This is a genomic window from Streptomyces sp. 891-h (assembly GCF_022760275.1).
Classification (GTDB): domain Bacteria; phylum Actinomycetota; class Actinomycetes; order Streptomycetales; family Streptomycetaceae; genus Streptomyces; species Streptomyces spirodelae.
Genome location: NZ_CP050693.1, coordinates 3,284,479 through 3,301,376 on the forward strand (window position 1 = coordinate 3,284,479; position 16,898 = coordinate 3,301,376).

Here is a 16,898-nt window from a genome sequence, read left to right on the forward strand (position 1 = left end):
GCCGGTGTGGGATGCCACCGGTGCGGGCTCATCCAGGGAACCGCCCGGTGCTGCGCAGCGTCCAGCGACGTTGGGCGTAGGCCAGATCGTCGCGCCACAGGCGCCCGGCCGTACGGCGCATGAGTGGTCGCAGCACGGGGGCCACGGCTCGGGCGAGGGCGAAGCCCGGCCGCTGGGAAGTGGCGACCATCGCCTCCACCACGGCAGTGCGCGGATGCTGGTGGTTCGGCCCCGTCAGCGGTGTCGCGTGCGTCTCCACCACGGACGTGCTGCCCTCGCCGCCGGTGATGCGCATGACGACCGTGCGCGGCTCCGGCGCGGTGAACTCGGCCCGCACCGGGACCACCAGACGCCCGGCCACCCGGAAGGAGACGTCGACGACGAAGGCGTCGTCCTCCTCGCCATGGGGTTCCCGCACCACCGACAGATCGGCGAACGAGTACGGGTGGAACCACGAGCCGTGCCACGGATCGAGCCGGTTGGCCACCACGTCCTGCGGCTCGCACCGCCCCACCGCAGTGAACACCGCGTCCACGCCGCTCCCTGCCGCGGGGCGCTCAGGCACCACGGGGAGCTCAGTGGGCTCCTCCCCGCCCACCTCGTCCAGCCGTACCCAGACGAGTACGCCGTCGTCGTGCACCGGGAACGGCTGCCAGCCACCGGACGCGGAACCGTCCAGGGCAAGGCCGTGCCAGTGGCACACCAAAGTGCCGCACACCACCCGGCTGTCGCGCAGAGGAGCGCCGAGGTGCGGGCAGACGCCCGGCCCCGCGCGCAGCCCACCGTCGTCCGAGCGCCACAGCACGACCTCCAGGCCACCAACCGTCCTGCCGTACGGGCGGTCGCCCGCGCGCACCTCCCGGGAGGCGCCGACCACGAACCAGTTGCCGGACGGCCGGGCGGACGCCCGTTTGAGCGCGTCGGCGACGAGTGCCGGCCGCGCCTGACGCCAGGTCGGTGCCTGCGCCGCCCAGTCCGGGCCGGAGGGCCGACGTCGCAACGGCGGGGACCAGCGCTTGCCGCCCCTTCGCTCACTCACCGCGCCACACCCTTCTCCTCGGCTGCTCGGCGGCCTGCCACAACCGCCCGGCGCGTGCGCGAGCCTGCCACCGGGCACCGGCCACGCGCAGCACACCGGCCGCGGCGACGGTCGCCCGACGCCGACGGGACACCACCGCACGACGGTGCAGCACGGTGTAGTCCTGCTCAGCGATCGCGTCGAGAATCCCGCCGTAGAGGGTGAACGCGGCACGGATGCAGGGACGCACCCGCGGATCGAGCATGGCGATGCCCGGCTCCGCCGCCCGGTACATCTTTCGCGTCATGGCCTCCGCCGCGACGAGAGCGGCCCGGATCCGGGGGTCACGGCGTCCAGTGCGTCGGCTCCACTCCAGCAGGGGCCTGTCCACACCGTTTGCCGCCAGCAGATCGCCGGGCAGGTAGACGCGGCCCCGGTCGAGATCCTCACCCACGTCGCGCAGGAAATTGGTGAGCTGGAAGGCCACACCGAGCGCCGCCGCGTGCGGTTCCGCCTCCTCCCGGGCCGTGACCGTGCCGAGGACCGGCAGCATCTGCAGACCGATCACCGCCGCCGAACCGTGCACGTACCTCTGCAGATCCGCGTAGGTGGGGTAGTCCGTGACGGTCAGGTCGGCACGCATCGAGGACAGGAAGTCGGCGAAGAGCGCATGACCGATGTCGAACCGGTCGGCGGTGTCGACGACGGCCCGGACCACCGGTTCGCCGCCGTCGGCGCCGGTACGCAGTCCGTCAGCGAGGTCGTCCTCCAGACGACGCAGCAGCCGGTCGCGCTCCTCGGCCGTACGGTGCCGGTCGAGGTCGTCCACGATGTCGTCGGCCCAGCGGGCGAAGCCGTACAGGGCGTGCACGGCCGAGCGTCGTTCGAGCGGCAGCAGACGGGTGGCCAGGAAGTAGGTCCTGCCGTGGCGGGCGTTGAGCCGACGGCACTGCGTGTAGGCGGCACGGAGCGCGGGATCGGTGATCCGGGCCGCGTCCAGTTCACGACGGGACATCAGTACCCGCCGGAGCCGGAGCCGCAGCTGTGTCCGCCGTGGCCAGGGACGGGCGCGCTCGTGCGGACCGGCGGCCGGTGACGCCTGCGCCGCCGGTGACGCCGGTGACCCCGGTGACGCGCGCGGCCGCGAGTCTGCCGCTGATGAGCACGGTCGGTACGCCGACGCCCGGAGTCGTCCCGCATCCGGCGAGTACCGCGTTCTCCACCCCTCGTGGGAGGTTGCGCGGGCGGAACGGTCCGGTCTGGGCGAACGTGTGGGAGACCGAGAAGGGACTGCCGACCGCGTGGCCCTGCCCTGCCCAGTCGAGCGGGGTCACCAGGAGCTCTTCCTGGACGCTGTCCGCGAACCCGTCCAGGCCCCGGCGCTCCAGTTCCTCGACCAGGCGGTCGCGGTACCGGGGGCCGAGCTCCCGCCATGTGGCGGCCCCGGGACCGACAGTGGTGTTGGGGCAGGGGGCGAGGACGTAGTGGAGGTGGCGTCCCGGCGGTGCCAGGGCGGGATCGTGCGTGGTGGGGCGGGTGATCAACAACGAGGGGTCGCTCATCAGCTCGCCCGCACGGGTCAGCTCGTCGAACGTGCGCTCCCACGCGGCGCCGAAGGAGATCGTGTGGTGGGCGAGGTGGGGCCAGGTACGGTCCGTGCCCGCGTGCAGGATCACAGCGGACGGTGAGTGACGCAGGCGTGCCGGACGCCGTGGCCGGCGTCCCAGCAGTCCGTAGGCAGCGGGCAGCTCACACGTCAGCACCACCGCGTCGCAGGGGATTCGCTCGCCGGAGGTCAGGAGGACAGCACGTACGCGGCCTCCCGAACGCTCCAGCGCGCGCACTTCGGCGGTCCAGCGCAGATCGGCGCCGGCCTGTGCGGCAGCGTCGGCCATGGCGCGCGGGAGCGCGTGCATGCCGCCCTTCGGAAACCAGACGCCGGCCACGGTGTCCATGTACGCGATCACCGCGTAGGCCGCGAGTGCTCGGGCGGGGGACACGCCGACATACAGCGCCTGGAAGGAGAAGACGCGGCGCAGGCGGTCGTCGGAGAGGAAGCGGCGGATACGGCCGTCCAGCCGTCCGAACCCGCCCAGCGCCGCCAGCCGCGCCAGATCCGGGTGCAGGAGTTGGAAGGGTGAGTCGAAGTTCGTGTCGATGAAGCGGCGCATCTGCGCCCGGTACAGCCGCTCCAGCCACTGCCGCAGCTCGCGGTAGCCGGCCGCCTGTGCCGGTCCGGCGAAGCGCCGCACCTCCGCCTCCATCGCCGCACCGTCGGTGTGTACGTCGAGCGCGGACCCGTCCGCGAAGCAGGCCCGGTAGGCCGGATGCAGAGCCGTCAGCTCGACGCGGCGGTGGAGGCTGTCGCCGACGGCGGCGAACGCCTCGTCGGCCAGGTGCGGCATGGTCAGCACCGTGGGGCCGGTGTCGATCTCGTATCCGCCCAGGCGCACCCGTCCGGCCCGGCCGCCAGGGCCGGCGTCCCGTTCGACGACGGTGACCCGGCGGCCCGCACCCAGCAGGTGCAGGGCGCAGGCCAGTCCGGACAGCCCGGCACCCACCACGACGACATGGTCGGTCGGCCCCGGCACCCTCTTCACGCGACCTCCTCCGCACGGCGCGGAGCCACGCCGGCCGCGCGCACGGCCGGCGCGCGGAACCCCCGGCGTACGACCGGGCGGTGGGCCTGTGTGGCGCCCCTCGGCGGCATCGTGGGCATGCGCACAACCCCTTCTCACTCCCGGTCACCTGCGCACAGGTGCTTGCGCCGAGTGTCCTGATACGCATGCGATTCCTGCCGAGTACGGCACTCGTGCCGGGTTGTCTCACCCCAGTGGCCCAACATCGCAAGGCCCATGGCCGTGTGTCACCTGGCGCCGGTTCCTGTTCAGGTACCTCCGCGAGGTGCACGAGCCGGTCGAGTCGCCGCACTGGCTGAGCGACGCGCTGGTTGCCGGCCGGGCTGCCCTCGGGTGCCGATGGAGATCTTGCGGCGCACTCAGATCAGCCAGACGCGGTGGTACGCCAAGGGGCCGGCAAAGCGTCGTCGTCGCATCCGCTGAACCACAAAACCCCAGGTCAGAGTCATTCTGACCTGGGGTTCCAGTGGAGCCGCCTAAGGGAATCGAACCCTTGACCTACGCATTACGAGTGCGTCGCTCTGGCCGACTGAGCTAAGGCGGCATGGTGCGTGCGGCCAGTGTGGGGGCCGCTGCGGCGATAAGTCTACAGGGTTTGTGGGGGTGGTCCGGACGGGGGTCAGCCGCAGGTGGTGCCGTTCTTGGGGGGCTTGCCCTGGACGAGGTAGGCGTTGACGGCGCTGTCCACGCAGTCGCTGCCACGCAGGTAGGCCGTGTGACCGTCGCCCTTGTAGGTGACCAGGCGGGCCGGGGACAGCTGGCCCGCCAGGCCCTGGGCCCAGCGGTAGGGGGTCGCCGGGTCGCGGGTGGTGCCGACGACCACGATCGGGTCGGCGCCCTTGGCGGCGATCCGGTGGGGGCCGCCCGTCGCGTCGACGGGCCACTCGCCGCAGTTCAGGGCGGCCCAGGCGAAGCCGCGGCCGAAGACGGGGCTGGCCTTCTCGAAGGAGGGCACGGCCTTGCGGGCCGCGGCGGCGTCGGCGAAGGCCGGGGGCAGGTCGAGGCAGTTCACGGCCGGGTTGGCGAACATGATGTTGCTGTAGGAGCCGTCCGGGCCGCGCTCGTAGTAGTCGTCGGACAGGGCCAGCAGCTGGGCGCCGTCGCCCTTCTTGGCCGCCGTCAGCGCCTCGCGCAGCGCGGGCCAGGAGCCCTCGTCGTACATGGCCCGGATCACACCCGTGGTGGCCAGCGACTCGGTCAGGGAGCGGGAGGGGTCGTCGGTCTTGAGGGGCTTGCTGTCGATCTTGGTGAACAGGGCGCTGAGGTTCTTGCCAGCCTGCCGGACGCCGTCCTTGCCCAGCGGGCAGTCGGACATGGTGACGCAGTCGCGCGCGAACGCCTTGAACGCCGTCTCGAAGCCTGCCGTCTGCTCGCGGTTGACGCGGCGCGCCGAGAGCGAGGGGTCCATGGCGCCGTCCAGGACGAGCCGACCGGAGCGCTCCGGGAACAGGCCCGCGTAGGTGGCGCCCAGGTAGGTGCCGTAGGAGGCGCCGACGTAGTTGAGCTTCTTGTCGCCGAGCACGGCGCGCAGCACGTCCATGTCGCGGGCCGCCTCGACCGTCGAGACATGGCCGAGGAGCTTCCCGGTGCGCTTCTCGCAGCCCGTGGCGAACTTGTCGTACGCGGCGGTGAGCGCGTCCGTCTCCTTCGCGTCGTCCGGTGTCTGGTCGACGCGCGTGTAGGCGTCCATCTGCTTGTCGCTCAGGCATTCGATGGGCTCGCTGCGGCCGACACCGCGCGGGTCCATGCCCACCAGCGAGTAGTGCTCACGTACCTCGGGCGGGTACGCCAGGGCCGCCGACTGCTGCACGTACTCGATCGCCGAACCGCCCGGCCCTCCCGGGTTGATCTGCAGCGAGCCGCCCTTCGGCTCGCCGCCGCCCTGCGGCTTGGTACGGGTGACGGCCAGGCCCACGGTCCCGGCGGCGTCCTTGAGGTCGTCGGCCGGCTTGTCGTAGTCCAGCGGCACCCGCAGCGTCGCGCATTCGAACTCGGCCAGGCCGCAGCTACGCCAGGACAACTTCTGGTCGTAGTACGGGCGCAGGTCCTCGGGGACCTTGGCGGGCAGCGGCTCGAGCGGGGGCGCGTCGGCACCCGCGCGGGTGCTCTTCGCCGAGGGGTCGGCATCCGGCTGCCCGGACGAGTTCCCGTCGGAGGAGCAGCCCGCGAGCAGCAGGGCGACGGCCGTGAGCGCCGCCGCGCCCCCGTACCGGATACGGAACCCGTATCGGTTACGGGACGCGCCTCCGCGTCGGACACGGGAGGCGTGTGACTGGCTCATGGGGCATCCCTCCGCCGACGGCACCTGCTGGGAGCGTACCCAGCCGGGCGCCGGGCCGTCGCCCGCAGGGGGCCTTTTGGCGGGTCAGCCGCGCAGCCCGTCAGCCCGTCAGCCCGTCAGCCCGTCAGCCCGCGCGCAGCGCCATCGTCATCGCCTCCACCGCCAGCAGCGGTGCGACGTTGCGGTCCAGCGCCCGGCGGCACTCCAGCACCGCCTCGATCCGGCGCAGCGTCTGCTCCGGGCGCGAGGTGGCGGCCAGTTGTCCGACCGAACCGGCCGCCTCGTCGTGCGACAGGGCGACGGAGGAGCCCAACTGGCGGGCCAGCACGTCCCGATAGAAGGCCGTCAGATCGGTGAGGGCCAGGTCGAGGGAGTCGCGTTGGGCGCGGGTCGAGCGGCGCTTCTGCTTGTCCTCCAGCTCCTTCATCGCGCCCGCCGTGCCGCGCGGCAGCCGCTTGCCCTCCGCCGCGCCCAGCGCGGCCCGCAGCTCCTCGGTCTCCTTGGCGTCCAGCTCCTCGGCGACCTGCTTGGCGTCCTCGGTCGCGGCGTCGATCAGCTCCTGCGCGGCCCGCAGCGCGCTGCCCACGTCGTCCACCCGCGTCGGCAGCTCGAGCACCGCCTGCCGTCTGGCACGGGCCCGCTCGTCCGTGGCCAGCCGCAGCGCCCGGCCGATGTGCCCCTGGGTGGCCCGTGCGGCGAACGCGGCCATCTGCGGCTCGATTCCGTCCCGCCGCGTCAGCAGGTCCGCCACGGCGTCCACGGGGGGTGTACGCAGGGCCAGGTGCCGGCAGCGCGACCGGATCGTCGGCAGGACGTCCTCCGTCGACGGCGCGCACAGCAGCCACACCGTGCGCGGCGCCGGTTCCTCGACGGCCTTCAGCAGCACGTTCCCCGCGCCCTCCGTCAGGCGGTCGGCGTCCTCCAGGACGATCACCTGCCAGCGCCCGCCCGACGGTGACATCTGCGCCCCGCGCACCAGCGCGCGCGTCTCCTTGACGCCGATGGTCAGCAGGTCCGTACGGACCACCTCCACGTCCGCGTGGGTGCCGACCATCGTCGTATGGCAGCCCTCGCAGAAACCGCAGCCGGGGCTGCCGCCCAGCGCCCGGTCCGGGCTCACGCACTGGAGGGCCGCGGCGAAGGCACGGGCCGCCTGCTCACGGCCGGCGCCGGGCGGGCCTGTGAAGAGCCAGGCGTGGGTCATCGCGGAGCCGGACAGGTCGGCGGAGCCGGGCGCCTCCGCCTCGGCCGTCACATACGCGTCGGCATCGCGCGCGGCAGCGGTGAGCTGCCGCGCTGCCCTGTCCTGGCCCACCAGGTCGTCCCACACCGCCATGGGAACCATTGTCGCGGACGCCACTGACACCCCTTGCCCCGCATGGGGGCGGGCCCCCGTCATGGGCGGGCGGACAGTCAGGGGCAGCCCCTGCCCAGCAAGATCGCCGGACGCGCCTAGCGGCGACCGCGGCGACCGCCCTCGTCACCCTCGCCCTCGTCCTCACGCGGCCCCAGCAGCTTGTCGGCCAGGGTGGGTGCGTCGTCCATCGGTGTCTCCTCCGCCCAGGAGGGGCGGGGGCGGGGGGCGCCCTCCTCCACCTGCGGGAGCTCCCGCGTACGGTCCTCGGGCTCGGCAGCCGACTCCGGGACCTGTGGGAGGACGGCCGTCTCCTGGGTGTCCTCGGCATCGGAGACCCGCGGGAGAGCCGTCGTCTCGTCCTCCGGCCCGGATTCGGTGACCCTCGGCAGCACCGTCGTCTCGTCCTCCGGCGACGCCTCCGACGCCGCAGCCCCGGGACGCGGCAACTGCGTGGTGTCCTCGGCGTCCGGACCCTCGGCCGCCTCGCCGGGCCGCACCTGGGGGATCTGCGCCGTGTCGGCCTCGGCACCGTCGGGCGAGACATCGGACCCGGCCTCGGAGGACTCGGAGGACTCAGCGACCCCACCGGCCTCCGCAGCACCATCTGCCGCCTCCTCGGCAGCAGCCGCCTCTTCAGCGGCCGCCTCCCCGGCAGCAGCCCGCTCAGCGGCAGCCCTCTCGGCAGCGGCAGCCCGCTCAGCAGCAGCGGCCTCCTCGGCGGCCGCCGCCTCAGCGGCTGCCGCAGCGCGCGCCTGCTCGGCCTTCAGCAGCGCCTCCTCGGCCTTGCGCTGCCGCTCGCGGCGACGCTCCTCGGCCTCGGCGCGCAGCCGCTTCTCCTCCTCGGCACGCTTGCGCAGCCGCTCCTGCTCCTCCTCGTAGGCGCGCTGCTCGGCCTCGCGCCGCTTGCGCTGCTCCTCCTCGATACGGCGGGCTTCCTCGGCCCGCCGACGGGCCTCCTCGGCGCGCCTGGCTTCTTCGAGCTGGCGCGCCAGTTCGGCCTCGCGCCGCTGGCGCTCCTCCTCCTCGCGGCGGAGCTTCTCCAGCTGTTCCTTGCGCTCGCGCTCCTTGCGCTCTTCCTCGGCCTTGCGGCGGGCCTCTTCCTCCGCCCGCCTGCGCGCTTCCTCCTCGGCCCGCTTGCGGGCCTCCTCCTGGGCCTTCTTCTCGGCCTCGGAGAGCGGCAGCACCTGGTCGAGACGGTGCCGGACGGCCGTGGTGACGCTCTCGGGCTCCTGCCCGGCGTCGACGACCAGATAGCGGGCCGGGTCGGCGGCGGCGAGGGCCAGGAAACCGGCGCGCACCCGCTGGTGGAACTCGGCCGGCTCGGACTCCAGGCGGTCCGGCGCCTCCGTGAACCGCTCGCGTGCCGTCTCGGGCGAGACGTCGAGCAGTACCGTCAGATGCGGCACCAGCCCCTCGGTGGCCCAGCGGTTGATGCGGGCGATCTCCGTGGGCGACAGATCGCGTCCGGCGCCCTGGTAGGCGACCGAGGAGTCGATGTAGCGGTCGGAGATCACCACGGCTCCGCGCTCCAGCGCCGGACGGACGACCGTGTCGACGTGCTCCGCGCGGTCGGCGGCGTACAGCAGCGCCTCCGCGCGGTGCGAGAGCCCCGCGGAGGAGACGTCCAGAAGGATCGACCGCAGCCGCTTGCCCACCGGTGTGGAACCGGGCTCCTTGGTGACGACGACCTCGTGCCCCTTGGCCCTGATCCACTCGGCCAGCGCTTCCACCTGTGTGGTCTTGCCGGCGCCGTCGCCGCCCTCCAGTACGAGGAAGAAGCCGGTGTCGGCCGGTGCCTGCCGGGGGTGGCCGCCGCCGAACGCCTCCAGCAGGTCGCGCCGCAGCGGTACGCCCTCCCGGTCGTCCGTACGGCCCAGCAGGATCGCGGCGACGGGCAGCAGCAGCGCGCCCACCAGCATCAGCGTGAAGGAGGCGCCGCCGTGGTCGAAGACGAACGAGCCGTTCTCCACCCGGTGCGGGCCGATGAGCGCGGCCAGCACGGGGGCGACGATCGCGCCCACGGCGAGCGACAGCCGTACGACCGCCTGCAGGTGCTCGGTTGTTCGGGCGCGCCGGAAGTCCTCCGTCTCCTGGTCGAGCAGGGTGTGCAGGGTGTTCGCCGCGACACCGGCGCCGGTCCCGGCCAGCAGGGACAAACCGATGACCGTCGCGGTGTCCGGCACGAGCCCGGCCGCCAGCAGCAGCACACCGGTCAGTCCGAGGACGAGCGCCAGCAGCCGCCGCCTGGAGAGCGACGGCATCGTGTGCGGCGCGAGCCGGATGCCCGCGACGGTGCCGCCGGTCAGCATCAGCGCCAGCAGTCCGAACGCGACGGGCCCGCCGCCCAGGTCGGCGGCGTGCAGCGGGGCGAGTGCGACAGCGGCCGCGATGGCTCCGCCGACAGCCCCGCCCGCGACGACGAGGAGCGGCACGGCGCCCGTACGGCCCTTGTCCGGTCCGCCCTCGGGGGTCCTGGGCCTGCGCAGCCCCTCCAGCGGGGAGCGCGGCCGCGGGGTCTGCCCGTCCGGCAGTTCGAGGAAGTAGACGATGGCGGCGGCCCCCGCGAAGAGGCCGGCGGCCACGTACGAGGCGAGCGCTGCCTGGTGGGAGCCGAACCAGTCGATACCGACGCCGAACAGGTTGCTGATCAGGGTGACGAGCACGAGCCCGGCGGCCGCGATGGGCAGCGCCACGAAGCCGGAGCGCAGCCACAGTCGGCGCAGCGCCTCGTGGTGGTCCGGCAGCGGCCGCACGGCGGCGCCCTCGGGCGGCGCGGCCGGCAGCAGTGCGGGAGCCGCGCTGTCCCTCGTCACGGTGGAGATCCGCTCGGCGGTTCCGGTCACGAAGACGGTGGCGAGCAGGACGAAGAACGCGCTGCCGGGTGTCCAGTCGATCCACAGCGGGGCGACGATCAGCGCGAGGGCGCGCAGCGCGTCGGCGCCGAACAGCGTCCACCGCCGGTCGAGCACCTTCCCGGCGCCGCCGCCGGCGCCGGCGCGACCTCCGTGGGGCTTGGTGCCGGGCCCGCTCTTCCCGTCCCCGGCGCTCTGCCCGTCCTCGGCGCTCTTCCCGCCCTCGGCGTTCTTCCCGTCCCCCGCGTCCTCGGGGTCCTTGCCGTCCGCACGGCCCTGGTGGGCCTTCGCGTCACTCGCGTCACTGTCCTGGCGGCCCTTCGTCTTCTGCGGGCCGCCGCTGACCAGCGCGGAGACCGGGCCCAGCAGAACAGCGCCGAACAGGAGCGTGGTCAGCAGCCGCAGCCCGAAGACGGCGGCGACCACGAGGGCCATCCCGCGGTACCCGCCGCCGAAGACCGGGTCCCCCGCCACGCCGCGCACGGCCGCCGCCTGCATCGCCAGCAACAGCAGCACCAGGAGGCCGAGCATGTCGCCGATCCCACTGGTGAACTGCGCGGTCCACAGCCGCCGCAGCGGGGGGAAACGCAGCAACGCGGTCACGGCACCCTCGCGGGATTCCGCGGCGAGGGCGTCGTCCGGGGCAGTTGGGGGCGAAGACTTCATCCCGCCAGCGTATAGGGAGTGACCGACAACCCGGTTCCGTACCCGAACATCTGTGTGCGCGCCGCTGTTCAGAGGCGTCTTCGGGCTACTCCTGCGAAGAGATGTCCGAAGAAGCGGACTCCTCGGCAGCCGACTTCTTCGCGGCTGCTGTCTTCTTGGTGGCCGACTTCTTCGCGGTGGTCTTCTTCGCCGTGGTCTTCTTCGCCGTTGTCTTCGTCGCAGCCGTCTTCGTGGCTGCCGTCTTCTTCGCCGCGGTCTTCTTGGCTGCGGTCTTCTTGGCGGTCGTCTTCTTGGCGGTCGTCTTCTTGGCGGTCGTCTTCTTGGCCGTGGTCTTCTTCGCCGCCGTCTTCTTCTTCGCCGGTCCCTTCGCCCGCTTCTCTGCCAGCAGCTCGAAACCCCGCTCCGGAGTGATCGTTTCGACGTCGTCGTCCCGCCGCAGCGTCGCGTTCGTCTCGCCGTCCGTCACATACGGACCGAACCGGCCGTCCTTGACCACCACGGGACGGTCCGTCTCCGGATCGTTCCCCAGCTCCTTGAGCGGCGGCTTGGCCGCGGCGCGACCCCGCTGCTTGGGCTTGGAGTAGATCTCCAGCGCCTCGTCCAGCGTGATGTTGAAGATCTGCTCCTCGCTCTCCAGCGAGCGCGAGTCCGTGCCCTTCTTCAGGTAGGGGCCGTACCGCCCGTTCTGGGCCGTGATCTCGTTCCCGGACTCCGGGTCGACGCCGACGACCCGCGGCAGCGACAGCAGCTTGAGCGCGTCCTGCAGCGTGACGGTGTCCAGCGACATCGAGCGGAAAAGCGAGGCGGTGCGCGGCTTGACCGCGTTCTTGCCCGTCTTCGGCGTGCCCTCGGGCAGCACCTCGGTGACGTACGGGCCGTACCGGCCGTCCCGCGCCACGATCGGGCGCCCGCTCTCCGGGTCGGTGCCCAGCTCGAAGTCGCCGCTGGGCTTGGCCAGCAGTTCCTTGGCGTAGTCGACGGTCAGCTCGTCCGGCGGCAGGTCGTCGGGGACGTCCGCACGCTGGCCGGGCTCGCCCTCCTTCTCGCTGGGCCCCTCCACGTACGGGCCGTAGCGGCCGACGCGCAGCGTGATGCCCTCGCCCACGGGGAAGGAGGAGACGCCCTTGGCGTCGATCGCGCCCAGGTCGGAGACCAGTTCCTTGAGCCCGCCGAGGTGGTCACCGTCGCCGTTGCCCGCGGCCGCGGCCTCACCGGCCTGGGCCTCGCCGCCCTCGGCGCCCTCGCCGAAGTAGAAGCGGCGCAGCCACGGCACGGCCTCGGCGCTGCCCGCGGCGATGCGGTCGAGGTCGTCCTCCATCTTGGCCGTGAAGTCGTAGTCGACGAGCCGGCCGAAGTGCTTCTCCAGCAACCCGACAACGGCGAAGCTCAGGAAGGACGGCACCAGCGCGGTGCCCTTCTTGAAGACGTAGCGCCGGTCCAGGATCGTGCTGATGATCGAGGCGTAGGTGGACGGGCGCCCGATCTCGCGCTCTTCCAGCTCCTTGACCAGCGTGGCCTCGGTGTAGCGGGCCGGCGGCTTGGTGGCGTGGCCGTCGACGGACATCTCCTCGGCACGCAGCGGGTCGCCCTCGGCGACCTGCGGCAGCCGCCGCTCGCGGTCGTCCAGCTCCGCGTTGGGGTCGTCGGCGCCCTCCACATAGGCCTTGAGGAAACCGTGGAAGGTGATGATCTTGCCGGTGGCGCTGAACTCGGCGTCCCGGCCGTCGGCGGAGCGGCCGCCGACCTTCACCGTCACCGACTGTCCGACGGCGTCCTTCATCTGAGAGGCGACGGTCCGCTTCCAGATCAGCTCGTACAGCTTGAACTGGTCGCCCGTCAGACCCGTCTCGGCAGGCGTACGGAAGCGGTCGCCGGAGGGGCGGATCGCCTCGTGCGCCTCCTGCGCGTTCTTCACCTTTCCGGCGTAGGTACGCGGCCTGTCCGGCAGGTAGTCGGCGCCGTAGAGCTGGGTGACCTGTGCGCGGGCCGCGGCGACGGCGGTGTCGGAGAGCGTCGTGGAGTCCGTACGCATATAGGTGATGAAGCCGTTCTCGTACAGCTTCTGCGCCACCTGCATGGTGGACTTGGCGCCGAATCCGAGCTTGCGGCTCGCCTCCTGCTGGAGGGTGGTCGTACGGAAAGGCGCGTACGGGGAGCGGCGGTAGGGCTTGGACTCGACGGAGCGGACGGCGAAGTCGGTGTTCTCCAGCGCCGCCGCCAGCGCGCGGGCGCCCTCCTCGTCCAGGTGGAGCACCGCAGACGGGTCCTTGAGCTGACCGTCGGAGCCGAAGTCGCGGCCCTGGGCGACACGGCGGCCGTCCACCGTGGTCAGCCGGGCCCCGAAGGTGGCCGGATCGCCCGTGGCACCCGAGCCGGCGCCCGCTCCCGCCGAGGCATCCCCCGCCTGCCCCGCCGCGAACGTGCCGGTCAGATCCCAGTACTCGGCGGAACGGAACGCCATGCGCTCCCGTTCCCGCTCCACGACCAGCCTGGTCGCCACCGACTGCACCCGGCCCGCCGACAGCCGCGGCATGACCTTCTTCCACAGCACCGGCGAGACCTCGTAGCCGTACAGCCGGTCGAGGATGCGGCGGGTCTCCTGCGCGTCGACGAGGCGCTGGTTGAGGCCGCGCGGGTTGCGGACGGCGTTCTGGATGGCGTCCTTGGTGATCTCGTGGAAGACCATCCTTTTGACCGGGACCTTGGGCTTGAGCACCTCTTGCAGATGCCAGGCGATGGCCTCGCCCTCGCGGTCCTCGTCAGTGGCCAGCAGCAGTTCGTCCGACTCGGCCAGCAGCTCCTTGAGCTTCTTGACCTGGTCCTTCTTGTCGCTGTTGACGACGTACAGCGGCTCGAAGTCGTGATCGACATTGACGCCGAGGCGGGCCCAGGGCTCGCCCTTGTACTTCGCGGGAACCTCGGCCGCACCGCCCGGGAGGTCACGGATGTGCCCGACGCTGGCCTCGACAACGTAGCCAGGGCCGAGATAGCCCTTGATCGTCTTGGCCTTGGCAGGCGACTCGACGATCACAAGTCGGCGCCCACCATTTGCTGTCTCGTGGGTCGGGGACAACTTCTGCTCTTCTCTCCGGTCGGTATCAGGTCCGGTTGGGTATCAGGTTCGGTATCAGTCGGTATCAATATCGCTGCATTGCTATCGCTGCGGAGTGTGACGGTACCTCCCGCCCCCATGTCAAACGGGAAAAGTCGGCAACGCCACTCGAACGGTAACCCGACAACCAGCCGTCCCGCCGCCCGAAGGCTCTGGCAACATGTCCGGGGCACATCACCAGGTACCGCTCGACCTCGGAGGTCTTGTGTCCGACCCGAACCAGCCCGGTTACGGCTACCCGCAGCAGCCGGGACAGAACCCGTACCAGCAGCAGCCCGGCCAGCCCGGCTACGGCTACCCGCAGCAGCAGCCGATGGCCGCTGCCCCCGGTCAGTACACCGGGGACCCGAACGCGCCGTACGGTTACGACCCGTACGGGCGTCCACTCTCCGACAAGTCCAAGATCGTCGCGGGGGTGCTCCAGCTGTTCATCGGCGGCCTGGGCATCGGCCGCTTCTACACCGGCCACATCGGCATGGGCATAGCCCAGCTGTTCACCTGCGGTGGTCTGGGCATCTGGTCGCTCGTCGACGGCATCATGTTCCTGACCAGCGACAGCCGCACCGACGCCCAAGGCCGTATTCTGCGTGGCTGAGGCTTCGCGATTCCGCGCGGCCGATGCCGCGCGGAGCCCCGGGAGAGGGCGGCGCGACACGAGGGGAGGCACTGGCCACATGGCGATGTCCAACGTCCCTGCTGCCGTGGGCCGACTCCGCGCCGCCTTCTCCCACCCGGCAGCGCCGCCACTGGCGACAGCGGCGGCCGGGCTGGCAGGCGCCAGCTATCTGTGGGGCACCAACCCCCATGAGTCGGGCGCCTGGCTCCCCCGCTGCCCTTTCAACTGGGCCACCGGGCTGCTGTGCCCGGCTTGCGGGGGCACGCGCATGGCCTACGACCTGATGCACGGCGACCTGACCGCGGCCCTGCACGACAACGCCGCACTGCTCACGGTCGGCCTGCCCGTCGCCTGCTATCTGTCGGGGCGCTGGCTCTACGAGGGACTGCGCGGACGCCGCTACGCGCCCCGGATGAGCACCCGCGGCAAAGTGGTCGTACTGAGCGCGGCCGTCGCCTGGACGGTGGCCCGCAACCTGCTGTGACGGGCCACGTGTGAGCTGCCCCGTGCTGTCTTGCGCGAGCTGCCGCATGTGAGCTGCCGCATGTGAGCTGCCGCGGCGTCAGTCCAGCACCGGCATCAGGAACCCCTGCTCGACCAGGAGCCTGATCGCCTCCGGGGTCCGCGCCCGCAGCTCGGCCGGGCTCTCCCCAAGCAGCTGCCCGATGGCGTCCAGGATGCGCCCCGCACTCAGCGTCCCGTCGCACACCCCGGCGAACCCGGCGCCGACCGTGTCCACCGTCGTCGCCCGCCGCATCCCGCGGTTCTGCCGCAGCACCACGTACTCCGGGTCTTCCGCACCAGGCGGACCGACCTGCTCCTGCACCACCTCGTCAGCGAGGACGAACCGGTGCTCCAGCAGCGCGGCGTCGTGCGTACGACGCAGATAGTCCTGCCGCTCGAAGTGCGCCCTGATCACCTCACCCAGCGGCTGCTCGACGGGGTGCGGCCACTCCTCCGCGAGCACCGAGGGCCGCTCGGCGTCCGTACGCCGCAGGGTGACCCAGCCGAAGCCGACGGCCTTGGTGCCGCGTGCCGCGAACTCCTCCAGCCAGGCGTCGTAGCGCTCCTCGTACGCGGCCGGATCGCCCTGGTGGTCCCCCGCGTCGCGCAGCCACAGTTCCGCGTACTGGGTGACGTCCTGGACCTCCCGCTGGACGATCCACGCGTCGCACCCGGACGGCACCCACGCACTGACGCGCTCGCGCCAGTCCTCGTCGTGCCGGTGCTCCCAGTTGGCCAGCAGCTGGCAGTAGCCGCCCGGGGCCAGATGGCGGGCCGCCTGCTGGACGAGGGTGCGGCAGATGTCGTCGCCCGCCATGCCGCCGTCGCGGTAGGTGAGCCGGGCGCCCGGTGAGATCACGAAGGGCGGGTTGGAGACGATCAGGTCGTACGGCTCCTCGTCCGCGACCGGCTCGAACAGCGAGCCCTCGCGCAGCTCCGGCTCCGGGGCGCCCGACAGCGCGAGGGTCAGGCGCGCGAAGCGCAGCGCGCGCGGGTTGACATCCGTGGCGGTGACGTGCGTCGCGAACCGGCTCGCGTGCAGCGCCTGAACGCCTGAGCCGGTACCGAGGTCGAGCGCGCGGGCGGCAGGGGTGGGCACCATGATCCCGGCCAGGGTGGTCGAGGCACCGCCGACACCGAGCACCACATCCTCCCCGGGGCTCGCCGGGTGCGGGGCGGACTCTTGCGGGGCGGACTCTTGCGGGGCCGCCTCGCGGGGGCCGCCCACTCCGCCGGCGCCGCCGACGGCGCACCCCAGGTCGCTGACGATCCACCAGTCCTGGCCCTCGGGACCGCTGTAGGGGCGTACGTCGACGGTGGCCCGAACGGCGTCACCGGTCGGCGCGTCACCGGTCGGCGCGTCACCGGTCGGCACGTCACCGGTCGGCGCGTCACCGGTGGGCACGTCGTCGGCCGAAGCGTCACCATCCGGCGCGGCTCCGTCCCGGCCCGGCACGCGCTCCAGCCAGCGGTCGGCCAGCGCCTCGTCGATCGGCAGCGCGGACCGCGCTCTGTCGTAGGGCACCGTCTGCCGCAGCAGGAAGAGTCGCGTCAGCGTCCGCAGCGGGCCCTCGCCGCGCGTGGCGCGCAGGGCCGGGACGGTCTCACCGCGGGCGAGCGCCGCGTAGGCGGGGGCGCCCAGCAGTTCGAGGAGGCCGTCCGCGGTGAAACCGGCCGCGGTCAGCGCCTCCCGCAGCCTGCGGGTGCTCTCGGTCGTGGGCTCGGGAAGTGCGTCAGTGCTCACCCGCGCCATTCTCCTTCGCTCCCGGGCCGCCTCCGTGCCGGGGGGCCGCCCCGGTTCGGGCGTACGGGTGGCCGCGGCCCCGGACCCCGTGCCGCCCTGAGACCTCCGT

General features: G+C 72.5%; 10 protein-coding genes and 1 tRNA gene. 2 read left to right on the forward strand and 9 right to left on the reverse strand.

The annotated features are described in order from the left end of the window. Positions 1–28: 28 nt before the first annotated feature. From HC362_RS14180 to topA, 8 genes are all read right to left on the reverse strand, one after another. Positions 29–1,039: a DUF5914 domain-containing protein gene (locus tag HC362_RS14180; protein WP_243084272.1), complete on the reverse strand. Its 1,011-nt coding sequence runs from the start codon at positions 1,037–1,039 to the stop codon at positions 29–31. After that, positions 1,032–2,033 (reverse strand): phytoene/squalene synthase family protein, encoded by a 1,002-nt coding sequence (locus HC362_RS14185; RefSeq protein ID WP_243084273.1) that lies wholly within the window; start codon positions 2,031–2,033, stop codon positions 1,032–1,034. The genes HC362_RS14180 and HC362_RS14185 overlap by 8 nt, the downstream gene beginning before the upstream one ends. Then, positions 2,020–3,618 carry a phytoene desaturase gene (locus HC362_RS14190; RefSeq protein WP_243084274.1) on the reverse strand — a complete coding sequence of 533 codons (1,599 nt, stop codon included), beginning with the start codon at positions 3,616–3,618 and terminating at the stop codon, positions 2,020–2,022. The genes HC362_RS14185 and HC362_RS14190 overlap by 14 nt, the downstream gene beginning before the upstream one ends. A 506-nt stretch (positions 3,619–4,124) precedes the next feature. Next, positions 4,125–4,201 (reverse strand) — tRNA-Thr (locus HC362_RS14195). A 75-nt stretch (positions 4,202–4,276) separates the two neighbouring features. Further along, entirely contained in the window at positions 4,277–5,938 is a 1,662-nt protein-coding gene (locus HC362_RS14200) for an alpha/beta hydrolase (RefSeq protein WP_243084275.1), read from the reverse strand. Between the two features lie 124 nt (positions 5,939–6,062). Beyond that, entirely contained in the window at positions 6,063–7,274 is a 1,212-nt protein-coding gene (locus tag HC362_RS14205; RefSeq protein WP_243084276.1) for a DNA polymerase III subunit delta', read from the reverse strand. Between the two features lie 116 nt (positions 7,275–7,390). After that, on the reverse strand, positions 7,391–10,750 hold the full coding sequence (tmk, locus tag HC362_RS14210; RefSeq protein WP_243088579.1) for a dTMP kinase: 3,360 nt from the start codon (positions 10,748–10,750) through the stop codon (positions 7,391–7,393). 148 nt (positions 10,751–10,898) lie between these two features. Continuing rightward, a complete protein-coding gene (topA, locus tag HC362_RS14215) occupies positions 10,899–13,886 on the reverse strand; it encodes a type I DNA topoisomerase (RefSeq protein ID WP_243084277.1) in 2,988 nt (995 codons plus the stop codon). A gap of 244 nt (positions 13,887–14,130) precedes the next feature. Between topA and HC362_RS14220 the strand changes: the two genes are divergently transcribed. Together HC362_RS14220 and HC362_RS14225 are read left to right on the forward strand one after the other, a co-directional pair. Further along, entirely contained in the window at positions 14,131–14,520 is a 390-nt protein-coding gene (locus tag HC362_RS14220) for a TM2 domain-containing protein (protein WP_243084278.1), read from the forward strand. Between the two features lie 79 nt (positions 14,521–14,599). Continuing rightward, on the forward strand, positions 14,600–15,025 hold the full coding sequence (locus HC362_RS14225) for a DUF2752 domain-containing protein (RefSeq protein WP_243084279.1): 426 nt from the start codon (positions 14,600–14,602) through the stop codon (positions 15,023–15,025). Positions 15,026–15,103: 78 nt separating this feature from the next. Here HC362_RS14225 and HC362_RS14230 read toward each other — a convergent pair whose 3' ends face one another. After that, complete coding sequence (locus HC362_RS14230) at positions 15,104–16,798, reverse strand: methyltransferase (protein WP_243084280.1); 1,695 nt, start codon at positions 16,796–16,798, stop codon at positions 15,104–15,106. Between the last annotated feature and the right edge of the window lie 100 nt (positions 16,799–16,898).

Coding starts and splice junctions, on each gene's coding strand:
- HC362_RS14185 (WP_243084273.1), bottom strand. CDS start 2,033: ATGTCCCGTCGTGAACTGGACGCGGCCCGGATCACCGATCCCGCGCTC.
- HC362_RS14205 (WP_243084276.1), bottom strand. CDS start 7,274: ATGGCGGTGTGGGACGACCTGGTGGGCCAGGACAGGGCAGCGCGGCAG.
- HC362_RS14230 (WP_243084280.1), bottom strand. CDS start 16,798: ATGGCGCGGGTGAGCACTGACGCACTTCCCGAGCCCACGACCGAGAGC.
- HC362_RS14225 (WP_243084279.1), top strand. CDS start 14,600: ATGGCGATGTCCAACGTCCCTGCTGCCGTGGGCCGACTCCGCGCCGCC.
- HC362_RS14200 (WP_243084275.1), bottom strand. CDS start 5,938: ATGAGCCAGTCACACGCCTCCCGTGTCCGACGCGGAGGCGCGTCCCGT.